Consider the following 17,458-nt stretch of genomic DNA (forward strand, 5'->3'; position numbering starts at 1 on the left):
ATGAGCAACGACAGCGAACGCCCCATCTTCATCAAGCGCGTGGTCGCCGGCAAGAAGGGTCATCACGGCGGCGCGTGGAAGCTCGCGTACGCGGACTTCATGACCGCGATGATGGCGTTCTTCCTGCTGATGTGGCTGCTTTCGTCGACATCGCCGGTGCAGCGGCGCGGCATCGCCGAGTACTTCAACATGCCGCTCAAGGCCGCGATGGTCGGCGGCAAGAGCGTCGGCATGGACAACAGCATCATCACCGGCGGCGGGCGCGACATCTCCAGCAACGAAGCGGGTTCGGCGCGCAGGTCCGATGGCAGCACGCAACTCGCGCAGCGCGCCTCGTCCGACACCGACGAGCAACTGCTCAAGGCCGCGCAAGGCGAACTGGAGCGACGCGAGCAGGTGCGCCTGCACGATCTTCAGGTGAAGCTGATGGCGGCGATCGAGGCCAATCCGACGCTGCACCAGTTCAAGCAGCAAATCCGCATCGAGTCGACGCAGCAGGGCTTGCGCATCGAAATCGTCGATACCCAGAAGCGCCCCATGTTCGCGCTCTCCAGCGACGCCGTGCAGCCTTATATGCGCGACATCCTGCGCGAGATCGGCAGAACGCTGAACGACGTGCCGAACCGCATCGTCGTGCAGGGACACACCGACGCCGTGAAGTACGCGGGCGGCGAAAAGGGCTACAGCAACTGGGAACTGTCGGCGGACCGCGCGAACGCGTCGCGGCGAGAGCTGGTCGCGGGCGGCATGGACGAAGCGAAAGTCATGCGCGTGCTCGGACTCGCCTCCACGCAGAACCTGAACAAGAAAGATCCGCTCGACCCGGAGAACCGGCGCATCAGCGTCATCGTGCTCAATCGCAAGACTGAAATGTCGATGCTGCGCGACGACGGCTCCCCGGGCGCCACGCTCGACAACGGCACGGATGCGCAAGGCAAGCCATCGGCCTCGTTCGGCTTCATCGGCGGTAGCGCGGCCAGGCCTGCGGCGCGGTGAGCAAATTCCCCGAAAAACAGGCTCAAGACTCGGCACGTTTCGACCGTCATCACGGCAAGAGACAAACATGATCAAAAACATTCTGGCAATCGACGATTCAGCCGCGATGCGGCAAATCCTCTCGGCGACGCTGGCGACGGCGGGTTACGAAGTGACCGTCGCGTCGGACGGCGACGAAGGGCTGGAGTGGGCGCTCGCGGAGCACTTCGATCTCGTCCTGACCGACCAGCACATGCCGGGCAGAAGCGGGCTCGATCTGATCGTGGCGCTGCGCGCGAACCGCGCCTACCGGGCGACGCCGATTCTGGTCCTCACGACCGAAGGCGGTGAGCCGTTCAAGGACGCGGCGCGCTCGGCGGGCGCGACGGGCTGGATCGAGAAACCGCTCGATCCGGACCTGCTGACCGAACTGGTTGCCGCGCTCTCTGAAGACACGCAGCACTGAACTGAACTGAAGCGAAAGCCAAAGACAACCCGCGCACGAACGCGCCGATGGTGACTCAAGCATGACACTCGACATTACCCAGTTCTATCAAACCTTCTTCGACGAAGCGGATGAACTGCTCGCGCAGATGGAGCAACTGCTGCTCGTTCTGGACATCGCGAATCCGGACCCGGAAGATCTCGCGGCGATCTTTCGCGCGGCGCATTCGATCAAGGGCGGCGCGGCGACATTCGGCTTCACCGCGCTCACCGAAACGACGCACATCCTCGAATCGCTGCTGGACCGGGCGCGTAACAACGAGCTCGTCCTGCGCCGCGACATGATCGACACGTTCCTCGCGACGAAGGACGTGCTCTCGGATCAGCTTGCCGCTTATCGCGCGAGCGCGGAGCCGGATGCGGCCGCGGCCGCGGCGATCTGCGCAAAGCTGGAACGCCTGAAGAACGAGCACGCCGAAGGCGGCCAGGCGAGCCAGATCGAGCCGCCCGCGCTGCCGGGCACGGAGAACGAAGCGGCAAGCAAAGCGGCGACCATGAACGCCGCGCCCGCCTACGAAGGCCCGAACGCGCCGCCCGTGCATGTGATCGCGCAGGCGACGGACGCGATCGAGGACGACGGCAACTGGGACGGCGCGTTCGAGCTGACCGATGGGAACACGAATGCAGGAGCCGCTGCCGGCACGCCGGCGGCGGAAGCAGGACCCCACCTGAAAATTACGCTACGGGGGGTGGGCGAGAAGGACCTGGCGACTCTGATCGAGGAGCTGGGGAATCTGGGAAGCATCGTCGGAGACAAGAAGACGGACGCCGAGTATGTGGTTTGGCTCGACTCGGACGTCCCGGCCGACGATATCGTCGCCGTGTGCTGCTTCGTGATCGACGAAACGCAGATCACGATCGGCCGTGGCGACGCGGCGGCGCAATCCGCCGAAGCAGCGCCAGCAGTACCGGCAGTGCAACCCACGCTACACGAGGAGCCGAAGCAATCGCAGGCGCACGCAGCGCCCGCATCCGCGGCTGGCAAGGAAGCAGTGAAAGAAGAATCGGCGGCGGCGGCGGGCTTGCAGGTCCCGTCCGCTGCCCAACCGACGAAATCCGCGGCGAGCGACGCCGAGAAGAAAGGGCGCCCGCAGGCCGCCGCATCGGCGGAAGGCAGCTCGATTCGCGTCGGCGTGGAGAAGGTCGATCAGCTCATCAATCTGGTGGGCGAGCTCGTCATCACGCAGGCGATGCTCGCGGAAACCACGAGCACGTTCGATCCCGCCTTGCACGACCGTCTTTTCAACGGCATGGCGCAGCTCGAGCGCAACGCGCGCGACCTGCAAGAGGCCGTCATGTCCATCCGCATGATGCCGATGGATTACGTATTCAGCCGCTTCCCGCGCCTCGTGCGCGACATCGCCGGCAAGCTCGGCAAGGAAGTGGAGCTCGTCACGTTCGGTCAGGCGACCGAGCTCGACAAGAGCCTGATCGAGCGCATCATCGATCCGCTCACGCACCTCGTGCGCAACTCGCTCGATCACGGCATCGAGACCGTGGAAGCGCGCCGCGCGGCGGGCAAGTCCACCACCGGCCAGCTCGTGCTGTCGGCGGCGCATCACGGCGGCAACATCGTCATCGAAGTGAGCGACGACGGCGCCGGCCTGCGCCGCGACAAGATTCTCGCGAAGGCGCAGAAGCAGGGCATGCAGGTTTCCGAGTCCATGAGCGACGAAGAAGTCTGGCAACTCATCTTCATGCCGGGCTTCTCGACCGCCGAACAGGTGACCGATATTTCCGGCCGCGGCGTCGGCATGGACGTGGTGAAGCGCAACATCCAGTCGATGGGCGGCCATGTCGAAATCATGTCGCGCCAGGGCGCGGGCACGACGACGAAGATCGTGCTGCCGCTCACGCTCGCGATTCTCGACGGCATGTCGGTGAAGGTCGGCAACGAGATCTTCATTCTGCCGCTGAACTTCGTGATGGAGTCGCTGCAGCCGGTCGCCGAAGACATCTACACGGTCGCGAACGGCGAGCGCGTCGTGCGTGTGCGCGGCGAATATCTGCCGCTCGTCGCGCTGCATCGCGTGTTCGACGTCGAAGGCGCGCGCACCGAGCCCACGCAGGGCATCGTCACCATCATGCAGACGGAAGGACGCCGCTTTGCGATGCTGATCGACGAGCTCGTCGGCCAGCAGCAGGTCGTCGTCAAGAACCTCGAAACGAATTACCGCAAGGTGCACGGCATTTCCGCCGCGACCATCCTGGGCGACGGCAGTGTGGCGCTGATCGTCGACGTGGCCGCGCTCAACCGCGAATCGCGCGCACAGCACGGCGCGCACTCTCACTAACACCATCAGACCAACGACAGGCCAAAAGGGAGCTCTCGTGGCAGACATTCAATCGATTCAAAACGCATCGCAGACCGGCACCATGCGTCGCGACGCCCAGCACGCCGAAGCCGCCGGACAGGAATTCCTCGTGTTCACGCTCGGCGCCGAGGAATACGGCATCGACATTCTGAAGGTGCAGGAAATTCGCGGCTACGACAACGTTACACGCATCGCGAATGCGCCCGCGTTCATCAAGGGCGTGATCAACCTGCGCGGCATCATCGTGCCGATCGTCGACATGCGCATCAAGTTCAATCTGGGCCGCGTCGAGTACGACAACCAGACGGTCGTGATCATCCTGAACGTCGCGCATCGCGTGGTCGGCATGGTGGTCGACGGCGTGTCGGACGTGCTCACGCTCACGCAGGAGCAGGTCATGCCCGCGCCCGAATTCGGCGGCACGCTGGCGACGGAATATCTGACGGGCCTCGGCACCGTCGACGGCCGCATGCTGATCCTGATGGACATCGAAAAGCTCATGACGAGCCGCGAGATGGAGTTGATCGACTCCGTCGCCGCATAACGAGCGAAGCGAGAAAGAAGCCATGCTGAAGAAGTTGTCGATCCGCACGACGCTCACGCTCGTTGCCTTGCTGTTCACCGGATGCGCGGCGCTGATCGGCGCGCTCGCGCTCACCGGGCTCAACTCCGCCGGCGCATCGCTTGCGTCGCTCGCGCAGGAAGACCTGGTCGCGATGCGCGCGCTGTCGGAAACGTCGTCGTATTTGTTGCGCTCGCGCATCACGCTCGACCGCGTGCGCTCGCTCACCGAAGCGGGCAGCACGGAAGAAGCGAAGAAGGCGATCGATCGCGGCCAGTATCTGCTCGACAAGAGCAACGAAAACTGGAAGCTCTACCTCGACACGCCGAAGCCGATGCTGCCGAAGGAAACGCTCGACGCGCTCGTGACTCAACGCGACGCGCTCGTGAAGACCGGCGTGGAGCCGGAATTCGCCGCAATCCGTGCGAACGACATGGCCGCGTATCACGCGATCGCCGACACGAAGATCAGCCCGATGTTCGTCTCGTTCGATCAGGCGGTGACGGCCGCGGTGGCGTCGCATCAGGAGCACGCGGAACGTTCGCGCACGAGCACGGCTTCGCATATCGCGGCGCTCAACATGGCGATCGGCGCGGTGCTCGTGCTCGCGGTGCTGATGCTGATCGGCACCCGCATGGCGCTCTCGAGCCTCATCGTCAAGCCGATCAACGATGCCGTCGATCACTTCGACCGCATCTCGCGCGGCGATCTCACGCAGTCCGCGCACACCGACCGGACCAACGAAATCGGCCGCCTGTTCGCGGGCATCGAACGCATGCGCGGCAACCTGACCGCGATGGTCGGCTCGGTGCATCGCGGCGCGGAATCGATCGATGTCGGCGCGCATGAAATCGCGAGCGGCAACACGGATCTGTCGCAGCGCACGGAGGAGCAGGCGGCGTCACTGCAGGAAACGGCGTCGAGCATGGAAGAGCTGACGAGCACCGTGAAGCAGAACGCCGACAACGCACGCCAGGCGAGCCAGCTCGCGGTGAGCGCATCGGATATCGCGTCGCGGGGCGGCGCGGTCGTGGAGCAGGTCGTCGAGACGATGCACGCGATCGCGTCGAGCTCGAGCAAGGTCGTCGACATCATCGGCGTGATCGAAGGCATCGCGTTCCAGACCAACATTCTCGCGTTGAACGCGGCCGTCGAAGCGGCGCGTGCGGGCGAGGAAGGCCGCGGCTTCGCGGTGGTCGCAGGTGAAGTGCGCTCGCTCGCGCAACGCAGCGCGGCGGCGGCAAAGGAGATCAAGGCACTGATCGGCGATTCGGCCGCGAAGGTCGACAGCGGCACGGAACTCGTCGCGCGCGCCGGCCAGACCATGGGCGAGATCGTGCAGGCGGTGCGCCGCGTGACCGACATCATGGGCGAAATCAGCGCGGCGTCCGAAGAGCAGTCCGACGGCATCGAGCAGGTCAACCGCGCCGTCACGCAGATGGACAGCGTGACGCAGCAGAACGCCGCGCTCGTCGAGCAGGCGGCGGCGGCCGCGGCGTCGCTCGAAGAGCAGACGCGCCAGTTGAAGGACGTGGTCGCGCAATGGCGCCTCGAAAGCGCGGCGCCGGTGCGCGCGAGCGCATCGACGGCGGCGGCGCGCATCAAGGCGTCGGCACCGGCGGCGCGCATCGAGCCTTCGGCTGTTCCCGCGCCGACAGTCGAAAAGCGCGTGACGCCCGCAGGAAACGCGAAAGTTGCGCCGGAAGCGGCCGTTATCAAGGAAGCAGGCAAGCCCGCCAGCAAGCCGACGGTCAAGCCCGCCAGCGTCGTGAAGTCCGCACCCGCGCCGCGCGCCAAGGCGACGACCGCCGACGACGGCGACTGGGAAACCTTCTAACCGAATCCGAAACGAACACGGCCATGCAGGCATCGCGCATCAGGATCGAAAGCCGGCGTTTCATCGAAACGCACGGCGCGCGCGAGTCCGCATGGCCACGCGCGAAGAACGCGCCCCATCCGGCGCCGCTAAGGGTGTCAAGGAAGCACGAAACATCATGATGGCAACGCGCAACCCGCGCATCGAGCTGGCCGCCAGTGTGCGCGGTCCGGAAGTCGAGCGCGATTTCGAATTCACGACGGCGGACTTTGCCCGCATCCGCGAGCTGATTCATCGGCGCGCGGGCATCTCGCTGTCGGATCACAAACGCGACATGGCGTACAGCCGCCTCGCGCGCCGACTGCGCGCCTGCGGCATCGACACGTTCAGGCAGTATCTCGATCGCCTCGAAACGAACGACGACAACGCCGAGTGGGAAGCGTTCGTCAATGCGCTCACCACGAACCTCACGGCGTTCTTTCGCGAGTCGCATCACTTTCCGATTCTCGCGGAGTTCGTGAAACGTCGGCAGCAGCCGTTCTCTGTGTGGTGCTCGGCGGCATCGACGGGCGAGGAGCCGTATTCCATCGCGATGACGCTCGTCGAAGCGCTGGGCGAGCACGCGGCGCGCCAGTGCACGGTGTTCGCGAGCGACATCGACAGCCAGGTGCTCGCGAAGGCCGAAGCGGGCGTGTATTCGCTCGATCAGGTGAAGGCGTTGTCCGTCGAGCGGCTCAAGCGTTTCTTCCTGAAGGGCACGGGTTCGCACGCGGGGCTCGTGAAAGTGCGCCCCGAACTGCGCGCGATGGTGAACTTCGGCCGCGTCAATCTGACGGATGCGCGCTACGACGTGAAAGGCCCGTTCGACGCGATCTTCTGCCGCAACGTGATGATCTACTTCGACAAGCCGACGCAAGGGCAAGTGCTTTCGCGCTTCGAACCGCTGATGAAGCCGGGCGCGCTGTTGTTCGCGGGGCATTCGGAGAACTTCACGTATGTATCGCAGGCGTTCAGGCTGCGCGGGCAGACCGTGTACGAGCTGTCGCGCGACCTGAAGCCGACGGCAAAGCCGCAGCGCGCGCTCGCTGGGGAGGCGGCATGAGCGGACTGCCGATCGCGTCGAATCTCTATTTCGACAATCATTTCAAGAAGCCGGGCGTAAAGCTCCTGCCGAACGAGTTCTACATGACGAGCGAGGACATGGTGCTCGTCACCGTGCTCGGGTCGTGCGTGGCGGCGTGCATCAATGACCGCACGGCGGGCATCGGCGGAATGAATCACTTCATGCTGCCCGACGACGGTTCCGACGCGTCGCATGCATCGTCCGATTCGATGCGCTACGGCGCCTACGCGATGGAAGTGCTCATCAACGAGCTCATCAAGCGCGGCGGCCGGCGCGAGCGCTTCGAAGCGAAAGTGTTCGGCGGCGGCGCGGTGCTCGCGGGCATGACGACCATCAATATCGGCGATCGCAATTCGGAGTTCGTGCGGCGCTATCTCGCCCTGGAGAAGATTCGCATCGTCGCCGAGGATTTGCAGGGCATGCATCCGCGCAAGGTCGCGTTCATGCCGCGCTCGGGCCAGGTGATGGTCAAGAAGCTGAAGACCGCGCACGATCCGATCGTGGTCGAACGCGAGCAGGCGCTCGTGCAGCGCACGCCGGAAGAGCGCGCCGAGCGGCTTGCGAAGGCGCGTGCGCGCGTCGAATTGTTTCAGTCGAACGCGACGGTCGCGAAGCCGCGCGCGGAGTTGTTCACGGCGCAGGGCAAGCCGCGCGCGGAACTGTTCACATCGCGCATGAAGACCGTGGAGGAAGCATGACACTCACCCACGCAACGAATACGAAGGCGCAGGCCGTGCCGACGATCAAGGTGCTGTGCGTCGACGACTCGGCGCTCGTGCGCAGCCTGATGACCGAGATCATCAATTCGCAGCCCGACATGCACGTGTGCGCGACCGCGCCGGACCCGCTCGTCGCGCGCGAGCTGATCAAGCTGCACAACCCGGACGTGCTCACGCTCGATGTCGAAATGCCGCGCATGGACGGCCTCGATTTTCTCGAGAAGCTGATGCGCCTGCGGCCGATGCCGGTCGTGATGGTGTCGTCGCTGACCGAGCGCGGCAACGAAATCACGCTGCGCGCGCTGGAGCTCGGCGCGGTCGATTTCGTCACGAAGCCGAAGGTCGGCATTCGCGACGGCATGCTCGACTACGCCGAAAAGCTCGCGGACAAGATTCGCGCCGCGTCGCGCGCCCGCGTGAAGCAGACCACGCACGCGGCGGGCGCGCCGTCGAACGCGGCTGCGCACAAGCCCGCGCCGCATTTCAACAATCCGCTCGTGTCGACGGAAAAGCTCGTGATCGTCGGGGCTTCGACGGGCGGCACGGAAGCCATCCGCGAAGTGCTCGTGCCGCTGCCGCCCGATGCGCCCGCGGTGCTGATCGCGCAACACATGCCGCCGGGCTTCACGAAGTCGTTCGCGCAGCGCCTGAACGGCCTGTGCCGTATCACCGTGAAGGAAGCGGAGCACGGCGAGCGCGTGCTGCCGGGTCACGCCTATATCGCGCCGGGCCACGCGCATCTGGTGCTCGCGCGAAGCGGGGCGAACTATGTCGCGCATCTGTCGGATGCACCGCCGGTAAACCGGCATCGGCCGTCGGTCGACGTGCTGTTCCGCTCGGCGGCGCAGCACGCGGGCAAGAACGCCATCGGCGTGATCCTGACCGGCATGGGCCGCGACGGCGCCGCCGGTCTGCTCGACATGCAGCAGGCGGGCGCATACACGCTCGCGCAGGACGAAGCGAGCTGCGTGGTGTTCGGCATGCCGCGCGAAGCAATTGCAATGGGCGGCGCAAGCGAAGTCGCGCCGCTCTCTGAAATGAGCCGGCGCGTGATGGCGCGCCTTGCCTCGATGGGCGAACGCGTGCAGCGCGTCTGAACTTTTTGGATTTAAGCGGCGCGGCCGCGTTGAGAACTCAAGGGAGTAAAGATGGACAAGAACATGAAGATCCTCGTCGTCGACGATTTTCCGACGATGCGCCGTATCGTGCGTAACCTGCTCAAGGAACTGGGCTACGGCAACGTCGACGAAGCCGAAGACGGCGCGGCGGGTCTCGCACGCCTGCGCGGCGGCGGCTTCGACTTCGTGATCACCGACTGGAACATGCCGAACCTCGACGGCCTTTCGATGCTGCAGCAGATCCGCGCGGACGCGGCGCTCGCGCATCTGCCGGTGCTGATGGTGACGGCGGAGTCGAAGAAGGAAAACATCATCGCGGCGGCGCAAGCGGGCGCGAACGGTTATGTGGTGAAGCCCTTCACGGCCGCCACGCTCGACGAGAAGCTCACCAAGATTCTCGAGAAGATGGCCAAAGCCGGGAGCTGATCGTGAACGATCTGACCACTGAATTCGCAGCCGCGGTTGCCGAAAGCGAAGGCGATCCGTCGAGCGATCGCATCCTCGCGCGCATCGGGCAACTGACGCGCACCTTGCGCGACTCGATGCGCGAGCTCGGCCTCGACAAGCAGGTCGAAGCCGCCGCGCAAGCCGTGCCCGACGCGCGCGACCGGTTGAAATACGTCGCGACGATGACGGAGCAGGCCGCCGAGCGCGCGCTCAACGCGATCGAGCTCGCGAAGCCCGTGCAGGAAGCGATGCAGACGGAGGCGCAGTCGCTCGATGCGCGCTGGGCCAAATGGTACGAGGCGCCGCTCGCGCAGGGCGAAGCGGGCGAGCTTCTCGCGCAGACGCGCACGTTCCTGCAAAGCGTGCCCGAGCGGACCCAGGCGACCAACGCGCAGCTGCTCGAAATCATGCTCGCGCAGGACTTTCAGGATCTGACCGGGCAGGTGATCAAGAAGATCACGGACGTCGTGTATCTGATCGAGCAACAATTGCTGGGTGTGTTGCTCGAAAATATCGCGCCAGAGCGGCGCGAGCAGTTCGCGGCATCGGCGGCGGCGTTGATGTCATCGGCGACCGGCAGTCCGGAAGGCCTGCTCAACGGACCGCAGATCAATCCGGAAGGGCGCAGCGACGTCGTGCAGGATCAATCGCAAGTGGACGATCTGCTCGCGAGTCTCGGCTTCTGAGGCGTTTCGTAAGTAGCCGTCAATTCGACGTACGCAGCGTTGCAAAGTCACGCGAAGCGCATACCATTGCGCTTCGCGTTTTTTATTGTGTGCGCTCGCGAACGTTTGGTCTATTCCTCGTGGCTGGCATACTGGCGATATCCCGTGCTCGAAAAAACAGGGACGAATTCCAGTGGCGCATCTGTCACTTAATCGTCAAGAGCCGGCCGCGAGCAGAGGCGCGCGGGCAATCAGTAACCCAGAGGAGGCCCAGTGAAGGCACCGAAGCAATCCCGTCATGGGCATCTTGTAAGCGCGCTCGCGTTCGTCGCCGGCGCGTTGAGCGTGTGCGCAGCCGCACCCGCCTATGCAGTGCTCGGCGGCGAGCCGATGAACGCGCCGCAGGGCGCCACCGCTGAATCCACGAAAGCGGTCGCGCGCGCAGCGGTCGCAAGCGGTGCGTCGAACGCATCGGCGACATCGGCGTCGAACTACACCGTTCGCTCGACCACGCTCGCGAGCGGCACGATCGTCAATGAATACCTGTCCGCGCAGGGCGTCGTGTTCGGCATCGCGTGGCATGGGCCGCGCGTGCCGGATCTAGCCAGCCTGCTCGGCAACTATTTCCCGCAGTATCAGCAGGGCCTGAAGGCGCAGCGCGCCGCACGCGGCGGCCGTGGGCCGGTGAGCGTGCAGGGTTCCGGGCTCGTCGTGGAATCGGGCGGTCACATGGGCTCGTTCGCGGGCAGCGCGTATTTGCCGCAATCGTTGCCCGCCGGCGTGTCCGCCAGCGATATCCAGTAAGCGACGGGAGTCTCAGTATGCATCGAACGACAAGCGGTGATCCCGCCATCTCTTCCTCCCGACGCGGCGGCTTCGCCCGCTGGCTCGGCGTGCTCTGTCTTTCCGTCATGCTCGCGGCGTGCGGCGGCGGCGGCGGCGACGACTCCAGTTCCAGCAGCGGCGGCTCGTCCGGCGGCGGCTCCGGCGGCGGCTCGGGTGGCGGCAGCTCGAGCACCAGCAGCGCGAACGCGCAGCCCATCGCGCCCAACGGCACGAACGCGGTGCCGATCAACGTCAACTCGGGCGTCGCGGGCTTCGTCAACATTCCGAACGTGTCGGTGACGGTGTGCGCGCCGGGCTCGTCGGTGTGCCAGCAGATCAACAACATTCAGCTCGATACAGCGTCGTTCGGCCTGCGCATTCTCGGATCGGCGGCGCAATCCGTGCTCGGCAGTCTGCCCGGTTCGCGCGCATCGAACGGCGGTCAACTCGCCGAATGCGCGGGCTTCGCCGACGGCTATACGTGGGGCACCGTGCGCACCGCCGACGTGAAGATGGGTACGGAAGTCGCGTCGAACGTGCCGATCCAGATCATCGGCGACCTCGACGCGTCGGCGGCGCCGACCGGCGATAACGGCTGTCCGTCCGGCAGCGACGAAAATACGATCGACGACATCGGCGCGAACGGCATTCTCGGCATCGGCCCGCAAACGTACGACTGCGGCAACGGATGCGTAAGCACGTCGCTCAACGCAATGTACTTCTCGTGCAATAACGGCGCGAATTGCTCGCCCGTCGCCGTGCCGCTCGCGCAGCAGGTGACGAATCCCGTCACGAAGTTCGCGGTCAACAACAACGGCGTGATCGTGCAGTTGCCGCCGGTCCCCGATAACGGCGCGGCCAGTGCGACCGGCGTGCTGATATTCGGCATCGGCACGCAGAGCAACAATTCGGTGAGCAACGTGACGAAGTACGGCACGGACCCCTACGGCGACCTGAGCGGCACCTACAAGGGGAAGACGTACAAGACGTTCTTCGACACGGGATCGAACGGCAACTTCTTCCAGGACAGCTTCCCGCTGTGCTCGAGTTCGAGTGCGTTCTATTGCCCGAGCTCGCAGCAGTCACTGTCGACGACGATCGCCGGCACGGAAGGCAACAGCGCGGTCGTGCCGTTCCTGCTCGCCAACGCGAGCACGCTGACACAGGGCAGGAGCAAGTTCGCCTTCAATAGTCTCGGCGGCCAGTTGGGCATGTCCAACTTCTTCGACTTCGGCCTGCCGTTCTTCTTCGGCAGGCATGTGTATGTCGGATACGAGTTGCCGAACAACCGGGCTTATATCGCGTTCTGATGTGCCGATGACCTGACCGGGATGATTCCGGTCAGGCGCTCCGCCAAATGAAAGACCGGCTGCGTTTTGTGCGCAGCCGGTTTTTTTTCACTCGCCCGCGCGCGGCTTGCGCGGGGCGCGCTCGGCGAGCGCGTCGTAGAGCCAGCGCGGCAACGCGTGCATCAGCGCGCCTGCTATGCGCATCTGCCAGGGAAAGGTCGCATAGCGCACCTTGCGTTCGATCGCGTCGGCGGTTTTCTCGGCGAAGCGGTCGGCGTCCATGAGAAAGGGCATCCGATACGGATTGTGCGCGGTCATCTCCGAGCGCACGTAGCCCGGCGCGATCGTGACGACGGCTACGCCAAGGGGTCGCATCTCGACGCGCAAGGCTTCGAGATATTTCGCCACCGCCGATTTCGACGCGCTGTACGCACCGCCGCCCGGCAATCCGCGCACGCCCGCGACGCTCGCAATGCCGACGAGCGTCCCGTGCCGCGCGGTTGTCATCGACGCGACGAAGGGCTCGAATGTCGCGACCATGCCGAAGTAGTTCACGTCCATCACGGCGCGGAAGGTGTCGAGATCGCCGTGGCCTGTCAGCGCGCCGCGGCTCATGCCGGCGTTCGCAATGACGATATCCGCCGCGCCGTGCTCCGCGATGAAGCGGCGCGCGGCATCGGCGAGTGCGTCGGCGTCCCGCACGTCGGCGGGGTAAATCGAGATGGTGCTTTGAGGATGGCGGGCCGCGAAGGCGGCGAGGGAATCGGCGCGGCGGGCAACGAGGCCGAGCACGGCCCCGCGCTTTACATATTCCTCGGCCAGTGCGAGGCCGATGCCGCTCGATGCGCCGGTGATGAAGACCTTCAGGCGAACTGCAGTCATGCCGGCGAACGGGATTACAGCTTCTTGTCGCGGACTTGCTGAACGAGGAAGTCCATCACCTGCGTCGTGCCCGGCAGGCTGTTGGTCATCGCCGGACCGGTTTCGTACTTGCCCTGCACGACGATCGTCGGCACGCCGTCGATCTTGTAATCCTGCAGCAACTTGGCGTCGCGCTGCACCGCGCTTTGCGTCGAGAACGAGTTATACGCGTCCATGTACTTCTTCGGATCGACGCCCTGCGTCTTGAGGAAGTCCGCCTGCGCCTGCGGCGTCAGCAGATAGTTCTTCTTCACGTGGATCTCGTTGAACACGGCCGGCGTGACCTTCTCGGCGACGCCGAGCGCATCGAGCGCGTGATACATCTTCGAGTGCGGGATGAAGTCGTCGCGGAACGCCACCGGCACGCGCTTGAACACCACGTCCGGGCCTTGCTTCTTCGCCCATGCCTCGATGTACGGCTCGAATTCGTTGCAGTGCGGGCAGCCGTACCAGAAGAATTCGATGACCTCGACCTTGCCTGCGGGCGACGCGATCGGCTGAGCCGCCTGCAGCACGGTGTAGTCCTTGCCTGCGGTGGGCGCGGCCATCGCCGAACTCGCGACGCTCATCGATGCGGCTGCGATGCCAAGGGAGAGAGCCAACGCGCTAAAGATTTTTTTCATGATTGAGGAGGGTACGCAATGGATACGCGACGGAACAAAAAGCAGGTGCATAAGTGGGACATACGACGCTTAAGCCACACTTAAACGCCCGGGCGCTTGCGCCTGCGCGGCCGTCTCGCGGCCGCGCACACACGCGATTTCGTTTGCTGCGTTATTGCTTCGAGAAACGGATCACGGCCGTATCGACGCCCGCGTCGGACAGCCGCTGACGCGCGGTGTTCATGTCCTCGAACTTCGCGAACGGCCCGATGCGCACGCGATAGTACGTCACACCGCCCGCATCGCGCTGCGTGACCTTCGATTCGAAGCCCTGGAAGCCGAGACGCGCGCGCTGCTGCTCGGCATCCGCCTGGGTCTTGTATGCGCCCACTTGCAGGAAATAACCGGTGTTCGGTTCGCCGGGCGCGGGCGGCGTGGCCTTCGCCGTAGCGGGCGCCGAGCCGCCCTTCGGCGGCGTGGCGTTGGCGTTGCTCGTTGCGTTCGGCGCGCTTTCGGGCTTCTTCGCGGGCGTCGTGCTCGCGGTCTTCGGCGCGGATGCAGTACCGCCCGACGGCGGCACCTCGACGATTTGCGGCTCGTCGAGCACGCCCGACGACTGCGTCTGGTTGTTGGTCTGGCCCGGCGCGGTGTTCGGCGGCGCAGGCTGCGCGGCTTGCGGCACGGCCTGGCCCGGCGACTTGCCTTGCAGCGGACGGTTCGGGTCGTACGGCTGCGCGGCGGCGGGTGCGGAGTTGGCGTCGGCAGGCGGCGCGACCTTTGCCACGAAGGGCGTGGGCGCGCGCGTGATGTAGAGCGCGACGATCACGGCGATCGCGAGGCCGACGATCAGGCCCAGCACGATGCCGATAAACGTCCCCCCGGTTTGTTTCGACTGCTTCGATGTACGGCGTGGTTGTGCCATCGTATGAATCACCTGCGTGAAAGTCTTCTGGTTGGGCGACGATTATAGCCGTGGGTCAAGACACGCCTGCGCCAGGCTCCCGTCCGCGCACGCCGAAAATTCCGAATTTCGGTGCGCGTAGCGGGGCAGCGGACGATTACATCTTTCGAGGAGCGGAAACGCCGATGGTCGCGAGACCGTTTTCGAGGACCTGGCGCGTGGCGGCCAGCAGCGCGATGCGCGCGGTGCGTTCCTTCTCTTCGTCCACGAGCACGCGCTCCGCATTGTAGAACGAGTGAAATTCGCCAGCGAGGTCGCGCAGATAGAACGCGACCGCGTGCGGCGCGAGCTCGTCGGCGGCGTGGGCGAGCATCTCCGGAAATTCAGCGAGCTTGTTGAGCAGCGCCATCGCACGGTCGCTCGACAGCGGCGAAAGGTCGGCCTGCGCCGCCTTCGACACGTCGCCCGCGTAGCGTTCCTTCCAGTCGCTGAGAATCGTGCAGATGCGCGCGTGCGCGTACTGCACGTAGTAGACCGGGTTTTCGTCGTTCTGCTTGAGCGCGAGGTCGATGTCGAACACGAATTCGGTATCCGCCTTGCGCGAAATGAGGAAGAAGCGCACGGCGTCGCGGCCGCGGCGGATGGTGTCCTCGTCGATCTGGTCAGGCGCGGTTTCGTGGCCCGGCGTGAGGCCGCCCGACCATTCGATCAGATCCCGCACCGTCACGTAGCTGCCCGCGCGCTTGGAGATCTTCACTTCCTGGCCGTCGCGCATGACGGTCACCATCTTGTGCAGCACGTAGTCGGGATAGCCCTTGGGAATGCCGACGCCGAGTCCTTGCAGGCCGGCGCGCACCCGCGCGATCGTGCCGTGATGGTCCGAGCCCTGGATGTTGATGACCTTCGTGTAGCCGCGCTCCCATTTGGTCACGTGATACGCGACGTCCGGCACGAAGTACGTGTAGGTGCCGTCGGACTTCTTCATGACGCGGTCTTTGTCGTCGCCGTCGTCGGTGGTGCGCAGCCACAGCGCGCCGTCCTGCTCGTAGGTCTTGCCTGCATCGACGAGCGCCGCGACCGTCTTCTCGACGCGGCCTTCCTTGTACAGCGACGACTCCAGATAAAACTGGTCGAACTTCACGCCGAACGCGGTCAGATCCATGTCCTGTTCGTGACGCAGATACGCGACCGCGAAATGACGGATGGCTTCGAGATCGTCGACGTCACCTTTGCCCTTGACCGGCTCGCCATCTTTCGCCGCGACGGTTTCGCCCGCCATGTAGTCGCGCGCGATGTCGGCGATGTACTCGCCGTTGTATGCGGCCTCGGGCCACTCGGCGTCGCCCGGCTTGAGGCCGCGCGCGCGCAGTTGCGTCGAGACGGCGAGGTTGTTGATCTGCACGCCCGCGTCGTTGTAGTAGAACTCGCGGTGCACGTCGTAGCCCTGCGTTTCGAGCAGGTTCGAGAGCGCGTCGCCGAGCGCGGCCTGCCGGCCGTGGCCGACGTGCAGCGGGCCGGTCGGATTCGCCGACACGAACTCGACGAGCACGTGCCTGCCCGTGTCGCGCGTCGAGCGGCCGAACGTTGCGCCATCGCCCAGCACGGCCGGGATCACCGCTTGCTTCGCCGTGGCGGCAAGACGCAGATTGATGAAGCCGGGACCCGCCACTTCGGCGCTCTCGACGAGACCCTTCGCGGCCGGAAGACCGAGCAGCGCATCGACGATTTGCTGCGCGAGCTGGCGCGGATTCGCGCGCAGCGGCTTGGCGAGCTGCATCGCGACATTCGATGCCACGTCGCCGTGCGCCGCGACCTTCGGTCGTTCGAGGACGATCGAAGGCGTGACGAAGGCCGCTTCGCTGGCGCCTTGAGTGGCTTGCGCGACCTGCTGGACCGCGTCGGTGATGAGCGTTTCGAGAGTGTGTTTATGTGCGGGCAGCATGCTGAATGTGATCCAGTGGAGCGAGTCCGGATGGGTATGGCGATTGGATTGAGGATGGCGCGCGCTTGCGGCCCGGTTGCGGCTCGTTGCGGACGCCATTCGCCATGTCTGCGAGGCCTCGCAGACATATAACGGACTAAGCCCGGTTATATACCTACAAAGTGGGGATTTTAGCAGGTGCTAATATGTCGAATCAGGGTGTCGTCATGTTGTCAGGGAGACCGGCTCGTCTGCGCGTTTGGTTTGCAAACCGCCCATGACCCAACATAAACAAAAGGACCATGCCATGCTCATCACATTCAAAACTCCTGCCGCACCGGATGTCATGATGCTCGAAGACCTCGCGGAGTACTTGCTCGGCATCATCGGCAAACAGCTCACCGAGAGGGGCGTCGTCACGCACGAAGAACTGCCTTCGGCCATTCAGAAACTCGAAGCCGCTATCGTCACCGACAAGAAAGTGCGCGCCGAGCACGACGGCCATTTCCACGAAGGCGAGGAAGGGCACGAGCCGCACGAGATTCCCATCGGGCTCGCGCAGCGCGCTTATCCGTTCCTCGACATGCTGCGCCTCGCGCAAAAGCACAACACGGATATTCTCTGGGGCGTCTGATTTCACGGATCCGCCGCGCCGGCAAACAAAAACCCGCATCGTTGTGAACTGCACCCCAAAAGTTGGACAACCGTCCAACGACTTGGGGTGTTTTTTATGAGCAAGCACAGCGCGCAATTTA

General features: G+C 64.8%; 17 protein-coding genes. 13 read left to right on the plus strand and 4 right to left on the minus strand.

Translation table 11 applies throughout. The features are described 5' to 3' along the window. The 12 genes from motB (at position 1) to NCR38_RS00750 (ending at position 12,379) form a co-directional block, all read left to right on the plus strand. The gene (motB, locus tag NCR38_RS00695) at positions 1-996 is read left to right on the plus strand and encodes a flagellar motor protein MotB (protein WP_250476178.1); all 996 of its coding nucleotides are present in this window, start codon (positions 1-3) and stop codon (positions 994-996) included. A 67-nt stretch (positions 997-1,063) separates the two neighbouring features. Further along, entirely contained in the window at positions 1,064-1,441 is a 378-nt protein-coding gene (locus NCR38_RS00700) for a response regulator (protein WP_061116802.1), read from the plus strand. A 61-nt stretch (positions 1,442-1,502) separates the two neighbouring features. Then, a complete protein-coding gene (gene cheA / locus NCR38_RS00705; RefSeq protein ID WP_061116803.1) occupies positions 1,503-3,773 on the plus strand; it encodes a chemotaxis protein CheA in 2,271 nt (756 codons plus the stop codon). Between the two features lie 82 nt (positions 3,774-3,855). After that, positions 3,856-4,338 (plus strand): chemotaxis protein CheW, encoded by a 483-nt coding sequence (gene cheW, locus NCR38_RS00710; protein ID WP_086960815.1) that lies wholly within the window; start codon positions 3,856-3,858, stop codon positions 4,336-4,338. A 22-nt stretch (positions 4,339-4,360) separates the two neighbouring features. Continuing rightward, positions 4,361-6,193: a methyl-accepting chemotaxis protein gene (locus NCR38_RS00715; RefSeq protein WP_250476179.1), complete on the plus strand. Its 1,833-nt coding sequence runs from the start codon at positions 4,361-4,363 to the stop codon at positions 6,191-6,193. 157 nt (positions 6,194-6,350) lie between these two features. Further along, a complete protein-coding gene (locus tag NCR38_RS00720; protein ID WP_061116940.1) occupies positions 6,351-7,274 on the plus strand; it encodes a CheR family methyltransferase in 924 nt (307 codons plus the stop codon). Beyond that, positions 7,271-7,993 carry a chemoreceptor glutamine deamidase CheD gene (gene cheD, locus NCR38_RS00725; protein WP_061116806.1) on the plus strand — a complete coding sequence of 241 codons (723 nt, stop codon included), beginning with the start codon at positions 7,271-7,273 and terminating at the stop codon, positions 7,991-7,993. The genes NCR38_RS00720 and cheD overlap by 4 nt, the downstream gene beginning before the upstream one ends. Then, positions 7,990-9,111 (plus strand): chemotaxis response regulator protein-glutamate methylesterase, encoded by a 1,122-nt coding sequence (locus NCR38_RS00730; protein WP_061116807.1) that lies wholly within the window; start codon positions 7,990-7,992, stop codon positions 9,109-9,111. The genes cheD and NCR38_RS00730 overlap by 4 nt, the downstream gene beginning before the upstream one ends. A 51-nt stretch (positions 9,112-9,162) precedes the next feature. After that, the gene (gene cheY, locus NCR38_RS00735; protein ID WP_035497920.1) at positions 9,163-9,558 is read left to right on the plus strand and encodes a chemotaxis response regulator CheY; all 396 of its coding nucleotides are present in this window, start codon (positions 9,163-9,165) and stop codon (positions 9,556-9,558) included. A gap of 2 nt (positions 9,559-9,560) precedes the next feature. Continuing rightward, on the plus strand, positions 9,561-10,265 hold the full coding sequence (gene cheZ, locus NCR38_RS00740; RefSeq protein ID WP_061116808.1) for a protein phosphatase CheZ: 705 nt from the start codon (positions 9,561-9,563) through the stop codon (positions 10,263-10,265). Positions 10,266-10,517: 252 nt separating this feature from the next. Next, entirely contained in the window at positions 10,518-11,048 is a 531-nt protein-coding gene (locus NCR38_RS00745; protein ID WP_061116809.1) for a DUF2844 domain-containing protein, read from the plus strand. A 17-nt stretch (positions 11,049-11,065) separates the two neighbouring features. Next, positions 11,066-12,379, plus strand: coding sequence for a DUF3443 domain-containing protein (locus NCR38_RS00750; protein WP_250476180.1), 1,314 nt, complete (start codon positions 11,066-11,068; stop codon positions 12,377-12,379). 87 nt (positions 12,380-12,466) lie between these two features. Here the strand turns inward: NCR38_RS00750 and NCR38_RS00755 are convergent, their stop codons facing one another. From NCR38_RS00755 to argS, 4 genes are all read right to left on the minus strand, one after another. Further along, on the minus strand, positions 12,467-13,240 hold the full coding sequence (locus tag NCR38_RS00755; RefSeq protein WP_061116811.1) for an SDR family oxidoreductase: 774 nt from the start codon (positions 13,238-13,240) through the stop codon (positions 12,467-12,469). 14 nt (positions 13,241-13,254) lie between these two features. Then, entirely contained in the window at positions 13,255-13,902 is a 648-nt protein-coding gene (locus tag NCR38_RS00760) for a thiol:disulfide interchange protein DsbA/DsbL (protein ID WP_250476181.1), read from the minus strand. A 151-nt stretch (positions 13,903-14,053) separates the two neighbouring features. Further along, positions 14,054-14,803 carry an SPOR domain-containing protein gene (locus NCR38_RS00765; RefSeq protein WP_250476182.1) on the minus strand — a complete coding sequence of 250 codons (750 nt, stop codon included), beginning with the start codon at positions 14,801-14,803 and terminating at the stop codon, positions 14,054-14,056. Positions 14,804-14,939: 136 nt separating this feature from the next. After that, on the minus strand, positions 14,940-16,724 hold the full coding sequence (gene argS / locus NCR38_RS00770; RefSeq protein WP_250476183.1) for an arginine--tRNA ligase: 1,785 nt from the start codon (positions 16,722-16,724) through the stop codon (positions 14,940-14,942). 286 nt (positions 16,725-17,010) lie between these two features. Here argS and NCR38_RS00775 point away from each other — a divergent pair, with 286 nt between their 5' ends. Then, the gene (locus NCR38_RS00775) at positions 17,011-17,337 is read left to right on the plus strand and encodes a DUF1840 domain-containing protein (RefSeq protein WP_061116941.1); all 327 of its coding nucleotides are present in this window, start codon (positions 17,011-17,013) and stop codon (positions 17,335-17,337) included. Positions 17,338-17,458 lie beyond the last annotated feature (121 nt).

Source organism: Caballeronia sp. INML1 (genome assembly GCF_023631085.1).
Classification (GTDB): Bacteria; Pseudomonadota; Gammaproteobacteria; order Burkholderiales; family Burkholderiaceae; genus Caballeronia; species Caballeronia turbans.

Bases quoted from the DNA above. Each gene is read 5' to 3' on its own strand.
- NCR38_RS00775 (WP_061116941.1), top strand. From the start codon at position 17,011: ATGCTCATCACATTCAAAACTCCTGCCGCACCGGATGTCATGATGCTC.
- NCR38_RS00700 (WP_061116802.1), top strand. From the start codon at position 1,064: ATGATCAAAAACATTCTGGCAATCGACGATTCAGCCGCGATGCGGCAA.
- argS (WP_250476183.1), bottom strand. From the start codon at position 16,724: ATGCTGCCCGCACATAAACACACTCTCGAAACGCTCATCACCGACGCG.
- NCR38_RS00765 (WP_250476182.1), bottom strand. From the start codon at position 14,803: ATGGCACAACCACGCCGTACATCGAAGCAGTCGAAACAAACCGGGGGG.
- NCR38_RS00720 (WP_061116940.1), top strand. From the start codon at position 6,351: ATGATGGCAACGCGCAACCCGCGCATCGAGCTGGCCGCCAGTGTGCGC.
- NCR38_RS00760 (WP_250476181.1), bottom strand. From the start codon at position 13,902: ATGAAAAAAATCTTTAGCGCGTTGGCTCTCTCCCTTGGCATCGCAGCC.
- cheW (WP_086960815.1), top strand. From the start codon at position 3,856: ATGCGTCGCGACGCCCAGCACGCCGAAGCCGCCGGACAGGAATTCCTC.
- NCR38_RS00715 (WP_250476179.1), top strand. From the start codon at position 4,361: ATGCTGAAGAAGTTGTCGATCCGCACGACGCTCACGCTCGTTGCCTTG.
- NCR38_RS00755 (WP_061116811.1), bottom strand. From the start codon at position 13,240: ATGACTGCAGTTCGCCTGAAGGTCTTCATCACCGGCGCATCGAGCGGC.
- motB (WP_250476178.1), top strand. From the start codon at position 1: ATGAGCAACGACAGCGAACGCCCCATCTTCATCAAGCGCGTGGTCGCC.
- NCR38_RS00750 (WP_250476180.1), top strand. From the start codon at position 11,066: ATGCATCGAACGACAAGCGGTGATCCCGCCATCTCTTCCTCCCGACGC.
- cheY (WP_035497920.1), top strand. From the start codon at position 9,163: ATGGACAAGAACATGAAGATCCTCGTCGTCGACGATTTTCCGACGATG.
- cheD (WP_061116806.1), top strand. From the start codon at position 7,271: ATGAGCGGACTGCCGATCGCGTCGAATCTCTATTTCGACAATCATTTC.
- NCR38_RS00730 (WP_061116807.1), top strand. From the start codon at position 7,990: ATGACACTCACCCACGCAACGAATACGAAGGCGCAGGCCGTGCCGACG.
- cheA (WP_061116803.1), top strand. From the start codon at position 1,503: ATGACACTCGACATTACCCAGTTCTATCAAACCTTCTTCGACGAAGCG.